13 protein-coding genes are annotated in these 16,276 nt (G+C 65.2%); 3 read left to right on the forward strand and 10 right to left on the reverse strand.

What is annotated here, in order from left to right; translation table 11 throughout:
- Positions 1-1,518: two-partner secretion domain-containing protein (locus ACODSZ_RS10690; protein ID WP_488927553.1), on the reverse strand; the 1,518-nt coding region annotated here is incomplete at its 3' end.
- Between the two features lie 379 nt (positions 1,519-1,897).
- Between ACODSZ_RS10690 and ACODSZ_RS10695 the strand changes: the two genes are divergently transcribed.
- The gene (locus ACODSZ_RS10695; protein ID WP_488927554.1) at positions 1,898-2,794 is read left to right on the forward strand and encodes a LysR family transcriptional regulator; all 897 of its coding nucleotides are present in this window, start codon (positions 1,898-1,900) and stop codon (positions 2,792-2,794) included.
- 129 nt (positions 2,795-2,923) lie between these two features.
- Positions 2,924-4,054 (forward strand): DSD1 family PLP-dependent enzyme, encoded by a 1,131-nt coding sequence (locus tag ACODSZ_RS10700; RefSeq protein ID WP_488927555.1) that lies wholly within the window; start codon positions 2,924-2,926, stop codon positions 4,052-4,054.
- Here ACODSZ_RS10700 and ACODSZ_RS10705 read toward each other — a convergent pair.
- Genes ACODSZ_RS10705 through ACODSZ_RS10715 form a run of 3 tightly spaced genes read right to left on the reverse strand, consistent with a single transcriptional unit; the run spans position 4,041 to position 7,223 of the window.
- Positions 4,041-5,252 carry a M20 aminoacylase family protein gene (locus tag ACODSZ_RS10705; protein WP_175344907.1) on the reverse strand — a complete coding sequence of 404 codons (1,212 nt, stop codon included), beginning with the start codon at positions 5,250-5,252 and terminating at the stop codon, positions 4,041-4,043. The genes ACODSZ_RS10700 and ACODSZ_RS10705 overlap by 14 nt on opposite strands.
- Before the next feature lie 45 nt (positions 5,253-5,297).
- On the reverse strand, positions 5,298-6,779 hold the full coding sequence (locus tag ACODSZ_RS10710; RefSeq protein WP_488927556.1) for an aldehyde dehydrogenase family protein: 1,482 nt from the start codon (positions 6,777-6,779) through the stop codon (positions 5,298-5,300).
- A 45-nt stretch (positions 6,780-6,824) separates the two neighbouring features.
- The gene (locus ACODSZ_RS10715; protein ID WP_488927557.1) at positions 6,825-7,223 is read right to left on the reverse strand and encodes a RidA family protein; all 399 of its coding nucleotides are present in this window, start codon (positions 7,221-7,223) and stop codon (positions 6,825-6,827) included.
- 126 nt (positions 7,224-7,349) lie between these two features.
- On the opposite strand from ACODSZ_RS10715, the gene ACODSZ_RS10720 reads away from it, so the two are divergent.
- Positions 7,350-8,294 carry a LysR family transcriptional regulator gene (locus ACODSZ_RS10720; RefSeq protein ID WP_488927558.1) on the forward strand — a complete coding sequence of 315 codons (945 nt, stop codon included), beginning with the start codon at positions 7,350-7,352 and terminating at the stop codon, positions 8,292-8,294.
- A gap of 6 nt (positions 8,295-8,300) precedes the next feature.
- On the opposite strand, the gene ACODSZ_RS10725 is transcribed toward ACODSZ_RS10720, so the two are convergent.
- From ACODSZ_RS10725 to ACODSZ_RS10750, 6 genes are all read right to left on the reverse strand, one after another.
- Positions 8,301-9,626 (reverse strand): NAD(P)/FAD-dependent oxidoreductase, encoded by a 1,326-nt coding sequence (locus tag ACODSZ_RS10725; RefSeq protein WP_008326302.1) that lies wholly within the window; start codon positions 9,624-9,626, stop codon positions 8,301-8,303.
- A gap of 1 nt (position 9,627) precedes the next feature.
- Positions 9,628-10,362, reverse strand: coding sequence for a cupin domain-containing protein (locus ACODSZ_RS10730; protein WP_488927559.1), 735 nt, complete (start codon positions 10,360-10,362; stop codon positions 9,628-9,630).
- Positions 10,363-10,589: 227 nt separating this feature from the next.
- Positions 10,590-12,527: an ABC transporter ATP-binding protein gene (locus ACODSZ_RS10735; protein ID WP_488927560.1), complete on the reverse strand. Its 1,938-nt coding sequence runs from the start codon at positions 12,525-12,527 to the stop codon at positions 10,590-10,592.
- Between the two features lie 4 nt (positions 12,528-12,531).
- Positions 12,532-13,413, reverse strand: a complete 882-nt coding sequence (locus ACODSZ_RS10740) for an ABC transporter permease (RefSeq protein ID WP_034349852.1) — start codon at positions 13,411-13,413, stop codon at positions 12,532-12,534.
- A complete protein-coding gene (locus tag ACODSZ_RS10745; RefSeq protein ID WP_008326288.1) occupies positions 13,410-14,366 on the reverse strand; it encodes an ABC transporter permease in 957 nt (318 codons plus the stop codon). The genes ACODSZ_RS10740 and ACODSZ_RS10745 overlap by 4 nt, the downstream gene beginning before the upstream one ends.
- Before the next feature lie 100 nt (positions 14,367-14,466).
- Entirely contained in the window at positions 14,467-16,089 is a 1,623-nt protein-coding gene (locus ACODSZ_RS10750) for an ABC transporter substrate-binding protein (RefSeq protein ID WP_175344898.1), read from the reverse strand.
- Positions 16,090-16,276 lie beyond the last annotated feature (187 nt).

Here is a 16,276-nt window from a genome sequence, read left to right on the forward strand (position 1 = left end):
GGTTCTTCCGTCTGTCGCCAGCACCAGAGAACTCTCGGCCGAACGGAGCCTGCCGTGGTTTTCCAGCGTGGCCGCATTAACGGTAAGCGCATCGTTGGCGCCGATCTCTCCGGTGTTGCTCAAGCCCTGTTGCAGCGAGAGCTTCATGCTGCCCGCGGCGGTGAATGTTCCTCTGTTGTTAAGGGCCGTCGCCTTCAATGAGACGGATTGCTTGGCCTCAACAGTGCCGCTGTTGTCCAGTGTGTCACGGACGCGCAGGAGCAGGGCGCCCGATGTCAGCACGTCACCGGTGTTCTCCATCGCCGCCGCACGGATCGTGATACCGCCATCCCCGAGCAGACTGCCCGCATTGCGTATCGAACCGCCACTCTGCACGCTGGTGTGACCGGTGCTGTCGATACGACCGGTGCGGGTGTTCTCCAGGGAACCGACTTCCAGCACGGTACCGGCCCTTCCCCCCAGCCTGCCCTGGTTGATGAGCACGCCCGCACTGCGTATCTGCACATCCCGGCCAGCAGCGATGGTCCCGGTGTTTTCCAGACGGCCCGCCGCCGTGACGACCAGCTCTCCTTCGGTGGCTGCCAAGGTGCCGCCGTTGTGCACGCCCACACCATGCTCGGTGGCGGTCAAGTAAATGTGGCCGGCATACATGCCGCCCAGTGCGGCCACGTCGATGGCGCGCATCGACGGTGCATGGCCGGATGAGCTCTCCGGCGTGATCTGCGCGTGATCGGCGCTGACCGTATTGAGACCGGTGGTGAGCCGGAGCTCTCCGGCGCGCAAGGCAGCATGAACACGGACCGCTCGGGCGATCACCTCCGCATATGTCGTGCCACCGGCTCGCAGGCCGGATCCTTCAAAGCTGATGACGCCGCCGCCAACACGATAGCTCTCCAGGTTGCCCTGTCGGATGACCGGCGTCCCCGTGGTCATGGTGGCACGCTGCGCATTGATGAAGCCGCAACCGGCACAGGTGATGCCGGAGGGGTTGGCGATGATCACCTGCGCCCGGTTGCCGGCGACCTCGATGAAGCCACGCAGGTAGCTCGGGTCCGATGAGTTGATCTGGTTGAGAATGACCTGCGCGCCACCCTGGGGCATCCAGGGATTGCCGGCGATGTAGCCGCCCAGTTCGGTCTTGCTGGAGCCGCCCGCGTTGTTGAGGATGGCGCCCCGCTCATCGACATCGAAGCGCCGGTAGCTGTTGACCGAGAGTCCTCTTGCGTTGGGCTGCCGGATGTTGACTACCGGCACGCCATTGGCCGCCTTGAGCACCATCGCTTGCTCTTCGCGCGGTGCGTTGCGGTCTATCAGGATCTGCGCATGTGCCACGCTTTGCCACGTCAGTGCGAGGGCCAAGACCAGCGCGCAAAATTTCCACGATGCCGGTGCCACCGTACCGGCTCCCCCACGTGCCGTCGGCAACTTCTGGCCGCTGATGGCCGAAGCGGTTTCCGCAACCGCCATCAGCATGCCGCGATGACGATTGAAGACCAACTGGTAGCGCTGACGGTTCATGGATCGCCCCTTTTTGCGAGATCGACCCGGGCCGGATGCCTTATCGATTCGAGGCGCAGTCTATTTTCTTGTCTCTTTCTGAAATATCAGAAATGTCTCATTTCCAAGAAACTTAATGGCAGGGGTTTTGGCAGATTTGATTGCTTTCGAAGATCAGTTTTTTGATCTGATGAGAAATACCTTTGATAGCATTCATGTCTCTTTCATTTATCCAAACGGCACTGACCGGTATGACATGACGAACCGGCGCCGCAAGCACTACGTTCTCGACTCAGTCAATGCCAGCTCCTGCTGTCCGCACGGATATGGAGGTCCTGCCACCAGCGCTCGAAGCCATTGGTAAAATTCACCCCAATAACCGCCACTATCAGGAACCCTGATGAGAGAACTCAGCCTCGACCAGTTGCGCACGCTGGTCACCATCGTCGACCTCGGCACATTTTCGGCTGCCGCCAATGCGCTGCACCTGGCCCAGCCCACGATCAGCCTGCATGTCAGCGATCTCGAAGAACGCCTGGGCAGCGCCCTGCTCATGCGCGGCAGCCGTCGCGTACAGGCCACGGCGCTGGGCGCGCTGGTGATCGACCGGGCCCGGCGCCTGTTGCGCGATGCCGACGATCTGCTCGATGTTGCCAGGAAACACGTGGAAGGCAAGGTCGGCCGGGTGCGCCTCGGGACGTCGACGGGCGTGGTGGTGAACCTGCTGCCCCGCGTACTGCGCCAGCTGGAAAACAGCTTCCCGGGCATCGACGTGGAGGTCAACATCATGGGCTCCAACGAGACCATGGCGCGCCTGCAGGAAGGCACGCTCGACATCGGCCTGGTCGCCATCCCCATCACGGCCTCCAAGGAGATCCAGATCACGCACTGGCGCAGCGACCGCATGATGGCTTTCCTGCCAGCCACCTGGAAATCGCCCGCCGCCATCAAGCCGAGCTGGCTGATGGACAAGCCCATGATCTTCAACGACGCCACCACGCAGATGTACCGGCTCACCATGGCCTGGTTTGCCGAGGCCGGGGAAAACCCGCGCGCACGTATCGAACTGAACTACAACGAAGCCATGAAGAGCCTGGTCTCCGCCGGTTACGGCGCGGCCATCCTGCCGCTGGAACAGCCCCTGGCCGCCGAGCTGGACCGCCACAAGGATGTGCGCATCGTGCCTCTGTCGCCGGTGCTCAAGCGCCACATCGGCGTGGCCCATCGCGCCCTCCCCAACCTCGACAAGGCCACCGTGAACGTGCTGGAGACGATACGGCAGTTCCAGCAGGCCTGACGCGGCGCGTGGACCGCAGGACGGTGCATTAAACACAGCTTAATGCTCGATTCACCGAGCATTAAGCACAGCGCAATCCCGATCTCCTATAGTCGATGCTCATCGACCTACCCTCTTCAGGAGTTTCCCATGAGCCTGGCCACCCTGCCCACGCCCGCCGCCTTGATCGACATCTCCCGCATGGAGCACAACATCGCCCGCATGCAGCAGCGCATGGATGCGCTGGGCGTGCGCTTCCGTCCGCACGTCAAGACCACCAAGTGCCAGCAGGTGGTGCAGGCGCAACTCCAGGCCGGTGCGCGCGGCATCACCGTTTCCACCCTCAAGGAAGCCGAACAGTTCTTTGCTGCCGGCATTACCGACATCGTCTACGCCGTCGGCATGGCGCCCACCAAGCTGGGGCAGGCGCTGGCGCTGCGCCGCCAGGGCTGCGACCTCAAGATCGTGGCCGATAGCGTGGCCTGCGCCGAAGCCATCGTGGCGTTCGGGCAGGCGCAAGAGGAATGCTTCGAAGTCTGGATTGAAATCGACGTGGATGGCCATCGCTCCGGTATCGCCCCGGAAGACGCCACCCTGCTGGCCGTGGGCAAGGTGCTCCACGCCGGCGGCATGCGTATCGGCGGCGTGATCGCCCATGCCGGCTCCAGCTATGACTACGACAACGACGCCGCCCTCATCGCCGTGGCCGAACAGGAACGCGCCGGATCCGTCCGGGCCGCCGAACGCCTGCGCGAAGCCGGCCTGCCCTGCGAGGTGGTCAGCATCGGCTCGACCCCGACCGCGCTACGCGCCGAACACCTGCAGGGCGTGACCGAAGTACGTGCCGGTGTCTATGCCATGTTCGACCTGGTGATGCACAACGTGGGCGTCAATACCATGGACGAGATCGCCCTGAGCGTGCTGACCACCGTGATCGGCCACCAGCCCGAAAAAGGCTGGGCCATCGTCGATGCAGGATGGATGGCCATGAGTCGCGACCGCGGCACGCAAGGACGCAGGCACGACTTCGGCTATGGCCAGGTCTGTACGGAAGATGGCAAGGTGCTGGAGGGCTACCTCATGAGCGGGGCCAACCAGGAACACGGCATCCTGTCGCGCCAGGGCAGTCCGGATGCGCAGATCGCAGAGCACCTGCCCATCGGTACGCGTTTGCGTATTCTGCCCAACCATGCCTGCGCCACCGGGGCGCAATATCAGGAATACCGGGCCATCGCCACCGACGGCAGCGTGGCGACCTGGCCGCGCTTCAACGGCTGGTAAGCGCGCCGCCCTTGAGGCCGCTGCCAAACCAGGACTGCGCCAGCGCCACCCAGTAACGCACGCCTTCTTCGATGATGTCGTCGTTGAAGTCGTAGTGCGGGTGGTGCAGCGAATGCGAGGCGCGGTCCTGCGGCGCATTGCCGATCAGGACATAGGTGCCGGGCCGCTCCTCCAGCATGAAACCGAAATCCTCCGAGGTCATGTTGGCCGGGATGCCGGTACGGATGCGTGCATCACCGAAGGTCTGGCGAATCACCCTTTCACAGAAGTCGGTCTCGGCCGGGGTGTTGATGGTGGCCGGGTAGTACTGGAAGAATTCCACCTCGACCTTGGCCCCATAGGCGTCGGCCAGCGCATGGCACATGCGGCGGATGTCTTCCTGCAGCTTCTGCTGCAAGGTGGAGGACAGGGTGCGGATGGTGCCGCGCAATTCGGCGCGGTCCGGGATGACGTTATCCGTATCGCCTGCATGGAACATGCAGACCGAAATGACGGCAGGGTCGACCGGGTCCTTGTGGCGCGCCGCGATGGTCTGGCACTGCAAGACCATGGAGCAGGCCAGCGGGATCGGGTCCAGCCCCAGGTGCGGCTGGGCCGCATGGGCGCCCTTGCCGGTGATGGTGATCTTCAGGCGCGAACCGGCAGCCATGATGGGACCGGTGCGCAGGCCGAACTGCCCGGCCGGCAAGCCGGGCCAGTTGTGCATGCCGAACACGGCTTCGGTCGGAAACTGCTCGAACAGTCCGTCATCGATCATCTTGCGCGCTCCCGCCCCGCCCTCTTCCCCCGGCTGAAAGACGAAGTGCACGCTGCCCGGCAAAATCGGCTGCTGCTTGAGTACGCGTGCCGCGCCCAGCAGCATGACGGTGTGGCCGTCATGGCCGCAGGCGTGCATGATGCCGTGGCTGCACGAGGCGTGCGCAAAGTCATTGGCCTCGACGATGGGCAAGGCATCGAGGTCGGCGCGCAGCACGATCCCGCGTTGCGGATCGCTGCCCGGCAGGCTGGCCACCACGCCGGTGCCGCCCAGGCCGCGCGTGACCTCATAGCCCAGCGCCTGCAGCTCCCGCACTACCACGTCGGCGGTGCGATGTTCCTCGAAACGCAGCTCGGGATGCGCGTGCAGGTCGCGGCGCAGGCCGGCCCAGTGGGCGCGGTGCTGGTGAAAGGTGTCTTGCGGATGTTCGGTGTGTTCCATGATGCTCATGTGTTCATGCCGTCGTGACGGCGGTGATGAAGGAGATCAGGCGTAGTAGCCCAGGATCGATTTCACTTCCATGTATTCCTCCATGCCTTCCACGCCATACTCGCGCCCGTTGCCGGACTGCTTGTAGCCGCCGAAGGGAGCCTGCGGGTCCCAGGCCGGATAGTTCAGGTGCACCTGGCCGGACTGGATGCGGGCGGCCACGGCGCGCACCTGGTCCTTGTCGCTGCCCTGCACGTGCGCGCCCAGGCCATAGACGGTGTCGTTGGCGATGGCGACGGCTTCCTCCACGGTGTCGTAGGGCAGGATGGCCAGCACGGGTCCGAAGATTTCTTCCTGGGCGATCACCATGTCGGTATGCACGTCGGAGAAGATCGTGGGCCGCGCATAGTAGCCCTGCTCCAGACCGTCCGGACGTCCGGCGCCACCGGCCAGCAGGCGCGCGCCATCCTGCATGCCGGCCTCGATCATCTGCTGCACCCGCAGGAACTGCGCGCGGTTGGCCAGCGGGCCGTGGGTCGTCGCGGCATCGGTGGGGTCGCCCACCTTCATCTGGGCCAGCGTTGCCAGCGCCAGTTCATGCACGCGATCCAGCGCCGCGCGCGGCACGATCAGGCGCGTGGGCGCGCTGCAGGACTGGCCCATGTTGCGGAAAGCGGCCGCCACGCCGGGCGGAATGGCACGTTCCAGGTCCGCATCGGGCAACACCACATTGGGCGACTTGCCGCCCAGCTCCTGGGCCACGCGCTTGACGGTGACGGCTGCGGCCTGCGCCACCAACACGCCGGCGCGGGTGGAACCGGTGATGGAAATCATGTCCACCTGCGGATGCGAGGACATGGCCGCACCGACCTCGGGACCGCTGCCATTGACCAGGTTGAAGACGCCAGCCGGAATGCCGGCCTCATGCACGATCTCGGCAAACAGCAGCGCCGACAGCGGGGAGAGTTCGCTGGGCTTCAACACCACGGTGCAACCGGCGGCCAGTGCCGGGCCAACCTTGGCGGTGATCTGGTAGATCGGCCAGTTCCAGGGCGTGATGAGGGCACAGACCCCAATCGGCTCGCGCACGATGGCCGTGGTGCCGCGCGGGCGAATGAAGGGATAGTCCGCCAGGTTGTCGCGCGCTACGCGCAGGTGTTCGGCGGCCAGCGGCACGTGGGCGGTGCGGGCATAGGTGATGGGGGCGCCCATCTCCAGCGTCAGTGCCTGCGCGAACAACTCGGTACGTTCCACCAGCAGCGCATGCACCCGGCCCAGCAGCGCGGCGCGCTCCAGCGGCGAGGTCGCCGCCCACGCGGCAAACGCCCGGCGCGCGGCCTGCACGGCCTGCTCCACATCGGCGGCGTTGCCCAGTGCGATCTCGCAGACGCGTTCCTCCGTGGCCGGCGAGACCACGGCAGCCACTCCCTCGCCTTGCGGGCGCTGCCATTGGCCATCGATGTAGAAGTGATCCAGGCGGCCGTTGCGCTTGAGGTGCGCCAGCGGGGAGACGGTGTCGGTGGAGGCGGTGCGGGTCATGTCGGGTTGTCCTTGTTTCGGGTTGGTTGCGCGTGCGGCGCAGTGTCACAGCAGTGCCGTGGCCTCCACTTCGACCTGCAGGCCGAAGTGCAGCGCCGGGACCGGCACCACGGCGCGCGCCGGGCGGGCGCTGCCGGCCCAGCGTGCGTAGATCTCGTTGAAGGCAGGCCAGTGCGCCACATCGGTGAGATAGATGCGGACCTGCAGCAGCTTGCCGATGTCGCTGCCGGCCCCGGCGAGTGCGGCTTCCACATTGGCCAGCACCTGCAGGGCCTGGACCTCGAAGCTGGCCTCGGTGAGCTTGTTGCCACTGGCATCGATGGGCAACTGCCCCGAGATGAAGACCATGCCGTTGCCGATGGCGACGTGGCTGTAGTGGCCACCCGGTGTGGCCAGGCCGGTCGGGTTGAGGGTGACGGGGGTGGTGTGTGCGGTGTTGTTCATGATGGGCCAGGCTGAAGTGGAAGGAAGGCCGGTCAGGATAACCGACGCATTTCCTGTGATGGACTGTAGCCAAAACACCTTCAGCGATGTTTAATGTTCGTTCAATTCACCATTAAGAGGTTTTTAATGCTGCAACTCGATGACATGCAGCTGCTGCGTGCCCTGGGCTCGGCCAGTTCGCTGGCCGGTGCTGCCCGCCTGCTCGACCTGACGCCACCGGCGGTGACGGTGCGCCTGCAGCGCATCGAGGACCGCGTCGGCGTGCGCCTGGCCAATCGCGCCGCACGCGGCTTCGCGCTCACCGACGAAGGCCAGCGCCTGGTGCAGGAAGCCATGGACATCCTGGAGCGCATCGAATCCATCACCGCCAGCGTCTCGCGCGAATCGGATCGCGGGGCCGGCGGCAACCTGGCCAACGTCAGCGGTTCGCTGCGCGTGGTCGCACCCTTCGGCTTCGGACGCCGCTACGTGGCACCGCTGATCCGAGATCTGCACCGCAGCCATCCCAAGCTGAACATCTCGCTGCTGCTGGCCGAAAGCCCGCTGGCGGCCTCCACCGGCGCTGATGCCATCATTTCCATCGGACGCGTCAAGGGCTCTTCCTGGGTCGGGCACTTCCTCGCGCCCAATGCGCGCTTGCTGTGTGCCGCGCCGGTGCTGGCCAAACGGATGCAGCGCATCAAGCATCCTTCCGACCTGGCCGAGTATCCCTACCTCAGCCTGCGCGAGAACGACGACGACCTCAGCCGCCTGCGCTTGACGCCCGTCGACAGTGCTGGCCGCCGCACCGGCAAGGCGCTGACCGTCAAGCTCAATGGCGCGCTGTCTTCCAATGACGGCACCATCACGCGCGACTGGGCGCTCGATGGCGAAGGCTTCGTGGCACGTTCCGAATGGGACTGCGCGCATCTGGTGGCCGACGGCAGTCTCAAACGCGTGCTGCCCGGCTGGCAGCTCGATCCCGCACCCATCATGGCGCTGCTGCCGGGCCGACAGGGCCTCACGCTGCGCCAGCGCGTCTTCCTCGATGCCGCCAAGCGGGCCTTCCAGCCCGTGCCCTGGCGGCGCTGAACTGCTTCAGAAATCGGCCACCTTGCCCCAGGACGAATCCGAAAAACGACTGGGGTGATAGGGACGCGGATCGACAATGGGCTCCACACCGCTGGCCAGGTCCGCGATCAGGTGGCCCGCGCCCGGCCCGATGCCGAAGCCGTGACCGGAGAAACCGGCCGCCAGGATCAGGCCCGGTGTCTGCGGCAGCTCGCCGATGCCCGGCACGCCATCAGGCGTGCTGTCCACATAACCGGCCCACGTATGCGTGACCTTGGCCTGCGCCAGCTGTGGCAGCAATTCGACGGCGCGGCGATGGGTGGCGCGAATCGAGACCGGATCGGCCGACGCATCCAGGATGCGCATGCGTTCCATGGGCGTGGGCGCATCCATGCGCCAGCGCGACAAGGTCTCATGGCCGCTGCGCCAGGCTTCCAGCCCGCCCGGCGACAGGCTGCGCCAGCGCTTGGCGAACATCGGCAGGAACTGCGGCGAGAAGCGCAGGAACTGCATGGTCGGATCAACCCGCGCACGGCCACTGATGGCCAGCGCATAGGACCCGTTGCTGCGACGGGTGACGGCTACGCCCGAGGTGTAGAGCGCGCCCGGCAGGGGCTGCTCCATGGGCGCCACGCTCATGATGGATTGCCGCACCGACGCCTGCGGGAAGCGTATCCCCAGCTGATGGCAGAACGACGAAGCCCATGCACCACCGGCCATGACGGCGACCTTGGTCTTGATGACACCGGCTTCGGTGATCACGCCCGAGACGCGGCCACCTTCGGTTTCGATGCCACGTGCGGCGCATTGCTGGATCACGTGACCACCCAGCTTCATGATGGCACGTGCCACGGCAGGTGCCGCCTTGCCCGGGTCGGCGGTGCCGTCGGTGGGCGAGAAGACGCCGCCTTTCCAGGCGCGTCCGGTGGCATGGCCGCGTTCAGCAGCCTGCTTGGCATCGAGCATGTAAGTGGTCACGCCGGCGGTCTTGGCGAAGTCGCCCCAGGCTGCCCAGCGGGCGATTTCTTCATCATCGTTGGAGAGATAGAGCAGGCCGCAGCGTGTAAAACCGGTATCTTCGCCAGTCTCGGCGGAGAACTGTTCCCACAGATCGATGCTCTTGGTGGCCATGGGCAGTTCGCGCGCGTCGCGGTTCTGCTGGCGGCACCAGCCCCAGTTGCGGCTGGATTGTTCGGCACCGATGCGGCCCTTCTCGACCACTGCCACCGAGATGCCGCGCTTGGCCAGATAGTAGGCGGTGAAGATACCGATGATGCCGCCACCGATGACGACCACATCGGCCGAGGCCGGGGGAATCGTGGGACTCTGGACCTGTACGAGCGGGGGTGACATTTTACTTGCCTCCTTCGGCCGGCACGGTCTGCACCACGTAGAACTTGGCCACGCGCTGGCTGCTCTCCCAACCGATGGCCGCACCCAGCGGCACGAAGACGGCATCACCCCGCTCGACGGCCACCACGCTGCCATCGGGTTCGGCAAAGCGCACGCCGCCATCGAGGATGTGCATGAATTCATTGACCGGATGGGCACGCACGATGCGGTGATAAGGGGTGGAATCCCAGGTGCCGATCTTGCAGCCGATGGAGCTTTCATCGATCACGTTGTCGCTGCGGCAGGTGGGTACCTCGCCCAGCAGGATTTCCTTGGGCAGCGAATTGGCCGAGGGCTTGAAATTGGCCTCGGCCACCAGCGGGAACACGCCCGGCTGCACCGGCTGCGGGCAGTCGGCAGCACAGAACACCACCAGCGTGGGCTGTCTGGCCGAAAGACGTACGGTGGCGCCGGTGGCAATGACCACGCCGCTGTCAGGTTTGAGCACCAGGGGCGCGGCGCCTTCGGTTTCGAGGGTCAGCTCGCCTTGCACCACCACCAGGGTTTCCTGGTGCGGGAAGCGGGCGATGTCGAGGCTGCCTTCGAAACGCAGGCGGCCTGCGCTCATGCCGCCAATGCCCTGCCAGGCAATCTCGCGCATGGCGGCGAAGGGGTCGGAGGCGCCCAGCGCGCCCGGATGGAATGGGGTGGATACGGGGGTGCCGGAGGCACGGTACAACACCAACGCTGCAGTCATTTTTTCTCCTGTTTCCTTGGGGTGGGCGGGACCGTCTGGCCAGCTCGGCTGGTCTCTTGCAGTCCCGCCCGAATCTCTTCTTCATGTCAGACGATGCTACGGCGCCGGCATGTGGCTGTGATTAATGCTCTTCGAATCCAGCATTAAGCCTGGCTTAATGCTGTGAAGCTGCCTCTCCCGCCAGGCTTGGCCAGCCGCCAGGCAGACAGAGGGTGACCACGCGGGGATCAGACCGTGATGCCGTCCACCGGCACCAGCGGCCTCTGCGACTGCTGCAGATCGGCATCCGAGCGGTGACAGAGAATCTCTCCGCCATGTTCCATATTGCGGCGGCGCGGCGGCACCACGTTGCACACACCATCGATGCGCTGCGCACAGCGCGGCAGGAAGGCGCAGATCTCGGGGGAAGGATCGACCGCACCGATGGGCGGCAGCTTGTGCTGGCCGGCGCCGGCCACCTGCTCCAGCCAGCCTTGCTGCATGGCCGGGACCGACGACAGCAGCAGGTGCGAATACGGGTGGTAAGGCGGTGCCATCATCGCTTCGCGCGGACGGTTGGCCACCATGCGGCCGGCATAGAGCACCACGATGTCGTCGCAGATGGCGCGCACGGTACTGATGTCATGGCTGATGAACATGTAGGACACCTGCAGCTCGCGGCGCAGTTCGGCCAGCAGTTCCAGGATGGCGGCGGCCACGACCGTATCCAGCGCCGAGGTCACTTCATCGCACAGGATCAGATCGGGCTTGGCCGCCAGGGCGCGGGCCAGGTTCACGCGCTGCTTCTGGCCGCCGGACAGTTCGGCCGGCAGCCGGTCGATCACGCTGGAAGGCAGCTTGACCAGATCCAGCAGTTCGGCCGTACGGCGGCGCATGGCATCACCCTTCAGGCCGTGATAGAAGGACAGCGGACGGTTCAGGATGCGGCCGATGGTATGCGCCGGATTGAGCGCCGTGTCGGCATTCTGGAACACGATCTGCACACGGCGGAATTGTTCGCGGGTGCGGCCTTCGAGCGTGGGCGAGAGATTCTCGCCATCGAGCTGGATGCTGCCGCGCGCCGGCGCGATCATGCCGGCCACGGCACGCGCCAGGGTGGTCTTGCCGGAACCGGATTCGCCGATGATGCCCACGGTGCTGCCGCGCTGGATGGTGAGGTTGATGTCGTCCAGGATGCGTACGCCCGGCAGGCCCAGGCGATCCGGCGCACCGTAACCGGCGACCAGGCCGCTGATGCGCAGCAGCGGGGCCTTGGCTTGTGCCGGCACGGTCTCTGGCAGGATCTCGCGCAGTTGCACCACGCGTGCAGCGGGGCAGGCAGCGGCGATCAGGCTTTGCGTATAGGTGTCGGCGGGCGCATGCAGCACCTGGCCGGTGCTGCCGACTTCACGCACGGCGCCATCGCGCAGCACGATGATGCGGTCGGCCATCTGCGCCACCACGGCCAGGTCGTGGGAGACGTAGACGGCGGTGGTGCCGATTTCCTTGACCACCTTCTTGAAGGCGCGCAGCACTTCGATCTGGGTGGTCACGTCCAGCGCCGTGGTGGGCTCGTCCAGAATGACCAGCTCCGGGTCGGTGATCAGGGCCATGGCCGCCATCACGCGCTGGAGCTGGCCGCCGGACACCTGGTGCGGATAACGTTCGCCGATCTTGTCGGGGTTCGGCAGGGCCAGTGCGCGGAACAGATCGACCGCCTTGCGCATGGCGCTGGCCTTGTCCATCACGCCGTGCTGCAGGGCACTTTCGATCACCTGGTCCATGAGCGTGCGGGCCGGGTTGAAGGCGGCCGCTGCACTCTGGGCGATGTAAGCCACGTGGTGGCCGCGCATGGCCAGCAGGGCCTTCTCATCCATCTGGTCGATCTGGCGCTGACCGATGCGCACCTGGCCACCGGCAATGTGGCAGCCGGCGCGCGCATAACCCAGCAGGGATAGCGCAATGGTGGTCTTGCCGGAACCGGATTCACCGATGAGGGCCACGACTTCGCCCGGCGCCACGGTGAAGCAGACGTTCTTGACGATCTCGACCTCACTGCCGTCATCCTTGCGGGCATTCACGCGCAGGCCCTGCACCTCCACCAGTGGCCGCTGCGCTGCTGCGCCAGCCGCACCGCCGGCACCGGCGCCGTTTTCCTTGCCGAGGAAGATATCGAATTGCTTCACGGGCTTACTCCTTGGCAGCGCGCTTGCTGCGCAGGTTATCGATCAACAGGTTCACGCCGATGGTCAGCGAGGCAATCGCCAGCGCCGGCATGATCACCGCCAGGGCACCCTCGCCCAGGCCGGAAATGTTTTCGCGTACCAGCGAGCCCCAGTCGGCGTCCGGCGGTTGCACGCCCAGCGAGAGGAAGCTCAGGCCCGACAGCAGCAGCACCACGTAGACGAAGCGCAGACCGAAATCGGCCATCACGGGACGGATCATGTTGGGCAGCATTTCCACCGTCATGATGTACCACACGCCCTCGCCGCGCGCCCGTGCGGCCTGCACGTATTCCATGGCCTGCACGTTGACTGCCAGCGAACGCGCGATGCGGTAGGCGCCGGGCATGTAGGTGATGGCGGCGGTGAGCACCAGCAGGAACATGGAGGAACCGAAGGTGGCCACCATCATCAGCGCGAACATCTTGCTGGGAATGGAGATCAGGGCATCGAGTGCACGGCTGATGACGGCATCGCGCCAGCCGCCCGAGAAGGCCGCGAAGAGCGCGATGGCCGTGCCGGAGAGGCTGGCCACCAGGGTCGACAGCAGGGCCAGGCCGATGGTGGCGCGGGTGCCGAAGAGGATGCGGCTCAACATGTCACGGCCCAGGTAGTCGCTGCCCAACAGGAACTTGTGGCTCATGCCGGAGAACACGTCGGTATCGACGATGGCGGTAGCGTCATAGGGCGAGAGGCTGGGGCCGATGATGGCCATCAGGATCCAGAAGCCGACGATGGCCATGCCGATCCAGGCCATGGTCGAGTGGCGGCGTACGCGCCTGGCCGGTGCGGTGGCCGCAGCCACAGGCGCGCCGGCTTCGCTGCCGGTAGAGTCGTGGAGAGCTTTCATCGGGTCTTCAACCTTGGATTGGAAACAATGGCCAGCACATCGGCGGTGAGCACCAGCAGCAGGTAGCCGGCGCAGAAGATCATGGAACAGGCTTGCACCAGCGGCATGTCGCGGGTGGTCACGGCATCGATCATCAAGGTGGCGATGCCGGGGTAATTGAAGATGCTTTCGACGATGATGACACCGCCCAGCAGGTAGGACAGGCTCAGCGCCACCGCATTGGCAATCGGCCCGATGGCGTTGGGCAAGGCATGGCGCAGCACGATGCGGGTGCGCTTGACACCTTTCAACAAGGCCATCTCGGCGTAGGACGAACGCAACTGGTCGATCACGGCGGCGCGCGTCATGCGCGTCATCTGGGCCACGATCACGCAGCACAGGGTCAGCACCGGCATGGCATAGGCCTTGACGAAAGCACCCAGGGTGTCTGCATCGCCCACATGCGACAGGGCCGAGAGCCAGCGCAGCTTGACCGCGAAGATCATCACGGCCACGGTGGCCACCAGAAATTCCGGCACCGACACCATCGATACCGCACTGACGTTGACGGCGCGATCAAAGAAGGAACCGCGATACATGGCCGAGAAGATGCCCAGGAACAGCGCCAGCGGCACCGACACCAGGGCCGTCACGGCGGCCAGCATGAGCGAGGCCGGCAGGCGGCCGCCAATCATCTGCGCCACCGGCACATTGTTGACCAGTGACATGCCGGGATTTCCTGACAGCAGATTGCCCAGCCAGTGCGCGTAACGCACCGGGGCCGGCAGATCCAGACCATATTGCAGGCGCAGTGCGGCCACCGTCTCGGGCGTGGCCGCCTGGCCCAGCGCGGTCTGGGCGGCGTCGCCCGGCAACAGGTTGGTGATGAAGAATATGCCGGCCGAGACCAGCAGCAGCGTCAGCACCGCCTGCAGGAGGCGACGCACGATCAGACGCAGGACCATTCCATTCATAGCTTTCCTCGGTAACGAGTGGCGGGGCCGGCCATCAAGATGGACCGGTCCCGCGCGACTTCCACTGACAGCGTGCGTCAGGCGTGAGACTTTCCCGTACTCACGCGTCCAGCCAGACGTACTCGGCGCAGGTGTAGTTCATGAACGCACCCAGCGGCACCGGATCGATGCCCTTGACCTTGGTGCTCATGCCTTCCAGATTGATGATGAAGACCGGGATGCCCAGGCCGCACTTCTCGTGGATCATGGTCTGCAGGTCGGCATACATGGCTTTGCGCTTGGTGAAATCGGTCTCGCCGCGGGCGGCCACCACCAACTGGTCGAACTGCGGATTCTTCCAGCCCGATTCGTTCCACTGTGCATCCGACTTGAAAAACTGCGTGAGCAGGATGTCGGCGCTGGGGCGCGGATTGATGTTGCCGAAGCCGACCGGCACCTTCATCCACTGATTGGACCAGTAACCATCGGCAGGCACGCGCTTGACATCCAGTTTCAGCCCGATCTTGGCGGCGCTCTGCTGCATCAGCACGGCCATGTCGACCGAACCGGTGGCGGCCACCGAGGCCACGATGGGGATGGTGCTGCCCAGCACGCCGGCCTTCTCCAGGTGGAACTTGGCCTTGTCCGGATCGTAGGGACGCTGCGGCAGGCCGGCGAAGTAGAAGCGGTTGGTCGGGTCGATCGGCTGGTCGTTGGCGGTGACGGCATAGCCACGGAAGGCGGCCATCTTGATCTGTTCGCGGTCCAGCAGGTACTTCATGCCCAGGGTGAAGTCCATGCTGTTGCCCGGTGCCTGGTCCTGGCGGATGACCAGGTCGGTGTACTGACCCGACTTGGTTTCCATGACGGTGTAGCCCGGGGTGCCCTTGACGCGGCCGGTGGAGCGGGCGTTGACGTCGTTGATCCAGTGCACGTCGCCGGAGAGCAGCGCATTGACGCGCGCGGCTTCGTCGGGGATGCCGAACAGTTCGACTTCGTCCAGGTAGGGCAGGCCCGGCTTCCAGTAATTCTCGTTGCGTACGCCGATGGTGCGCACGCCCGGGGTGAATTCCTTGAGCTTGAAGGCGCCGGTCCCGTTGGGGGTGCTGAAGTTGGTGGTGCCATCGCGGATGATGAGGAACTGCGCGGTGGCCAGGATCACCGGCAGGTCGGCGTTGGCGCTGGTGAGCTTGATCTGGACTTCGTTGGGGCCGGTGGCCTTGACCGACTCGAACTGGTCGGCCACGACCTTGACCTTGGACGCGGTGGCCGGATCCTTGTGGCGCATGATGGAATAGACCACGTCAGCCGGGGTGAACGGCTTGCCGTCGTGGAAGACCACGCCCTTCCTCAGCTTGACGGTCCAGGTGATGGCGTCGGTGGTCAGCATTTCTTCGGCCAGCACCATTTGCGGCGCGAGCTTGCCATCGAGCTTGGTCAGGCCGTTGTAGAACATGTGCACCCGGGTGTAGTCGGTGGAGTGCGCGGTCTTGGCCGGGTCGAGTGTGTCAGCGGTGGAGCTGGTCTGGGTAGCGATGCGCATCTTGCCGCCGCGCTTGCCGGTCTGCGCCATGACGCTGCCGCTGGCGGTCAACAGGCCCGTGCCGCCGACCGTCATGAGGCTGCCGGCCAGCAGGGTACGCATCATGTCGCGGCGGGTGAAGCCGCCCTGCACGTGTTCCAGCGCGTCGCCGGTGATGATGGAACCCTCTTGGGGGTGATGTCCGTTTTCCTGCTTGCTCATGAAATGCCTCACGATAAAAGTTCAACCACGAAGACCACTGGTCTGCTTTGCCGTCTGCGTTTTGCAGATCCCTCCGGAGAGCAGACCGCCTGTTGGTCCCGCCACACTCCTCGCAACATTGATACCAGGGCGGGAGCACGCCGGGGAAATGCGAGAACTGCGCGGGAGCCTTGCGCTCCCGCCGCCC

The organism is Herbaspirillum sp. FG34 (genome assembly GCF_057809315.1).

Coding starts and splice junctions, on each gene's coding strand:
- ACODSZ_RS10715 (WP_488927557.1), bottom strand. CDS start 7,223: ATGAACAACACCGCACACACCACCCCCGTCACCCTCAACCCGACCGGC.
- ACODSZ_RS10720 (WP_488927558.1), top strand. CDS start 7,350: ATGCTGCAACTCGATGACATGCAGCTGCTGCGTGCCCTGGGCTCGGCC.
- ACODSZ_RS10750 (WP_175344898.1), bottom strand. CDS start 16,089: ATGAGCAAGCAGGAAAACGGACATCACCCCCAAGAGGGTTCCATCATC.
- ACODSZ_RS10740 (WP_034349852.1), bottom strand. CDS start 13,413: ATGAAAGCTCTCCACGACTCTACCGGCAGCGAAGCCGGCGCGCCTGTG.
- ACODSZ_RS10705 (WP_175344907.1), bottom strand. CDS start 5,252: ATGGAACACACCGAACATCCGCAAGACACCTTTCACCAGCACCGCGCC.
- ACODSZ_RS10730 (WP_488927559.1), bottom strand. CDS start 10,362: ATGACTGCAGCGTTGGTGTTGTACCGTGCCTCCGGCACCCCCGTATCC.
- ACODSZ_RS10695 (WP_488927554.1), top strand. CDS start 1,898: ATGAGAGAACTCAGCCTCGACCAGTTGCGCACGCTGGTCACCATCGTC.
- ACODSZ_RS10710 (WP_488927556.1), bottom strand. CDS start 6,779: ATGACCCGCACCGCCTCCACCGACACCGTCTCCCCGCTGGCGCACCTC.
- ACODSZ_RS10725 (WP_008326302.1), bottom strand. CDS start 9,626: ATGTCACCCCCGCTCGTACAGGTCCAGAGTCCCACGATTCCCCCGGCC.
- ACODSZ_RS10700 (WP_488927555.1), top strand. CDS start 2,924: ATGAGCCTGGCCACCCTGCCCACGCCCGCCGCCTTGATCGACATCTCC.
- ACODSZ_RS10745 (WP_008326288.1), bottom strand. CDS start 14,366: ATGAATGGAATGGTCCTGCGTCTGATCGTGCGTCGCCTCCTGCAGGCG.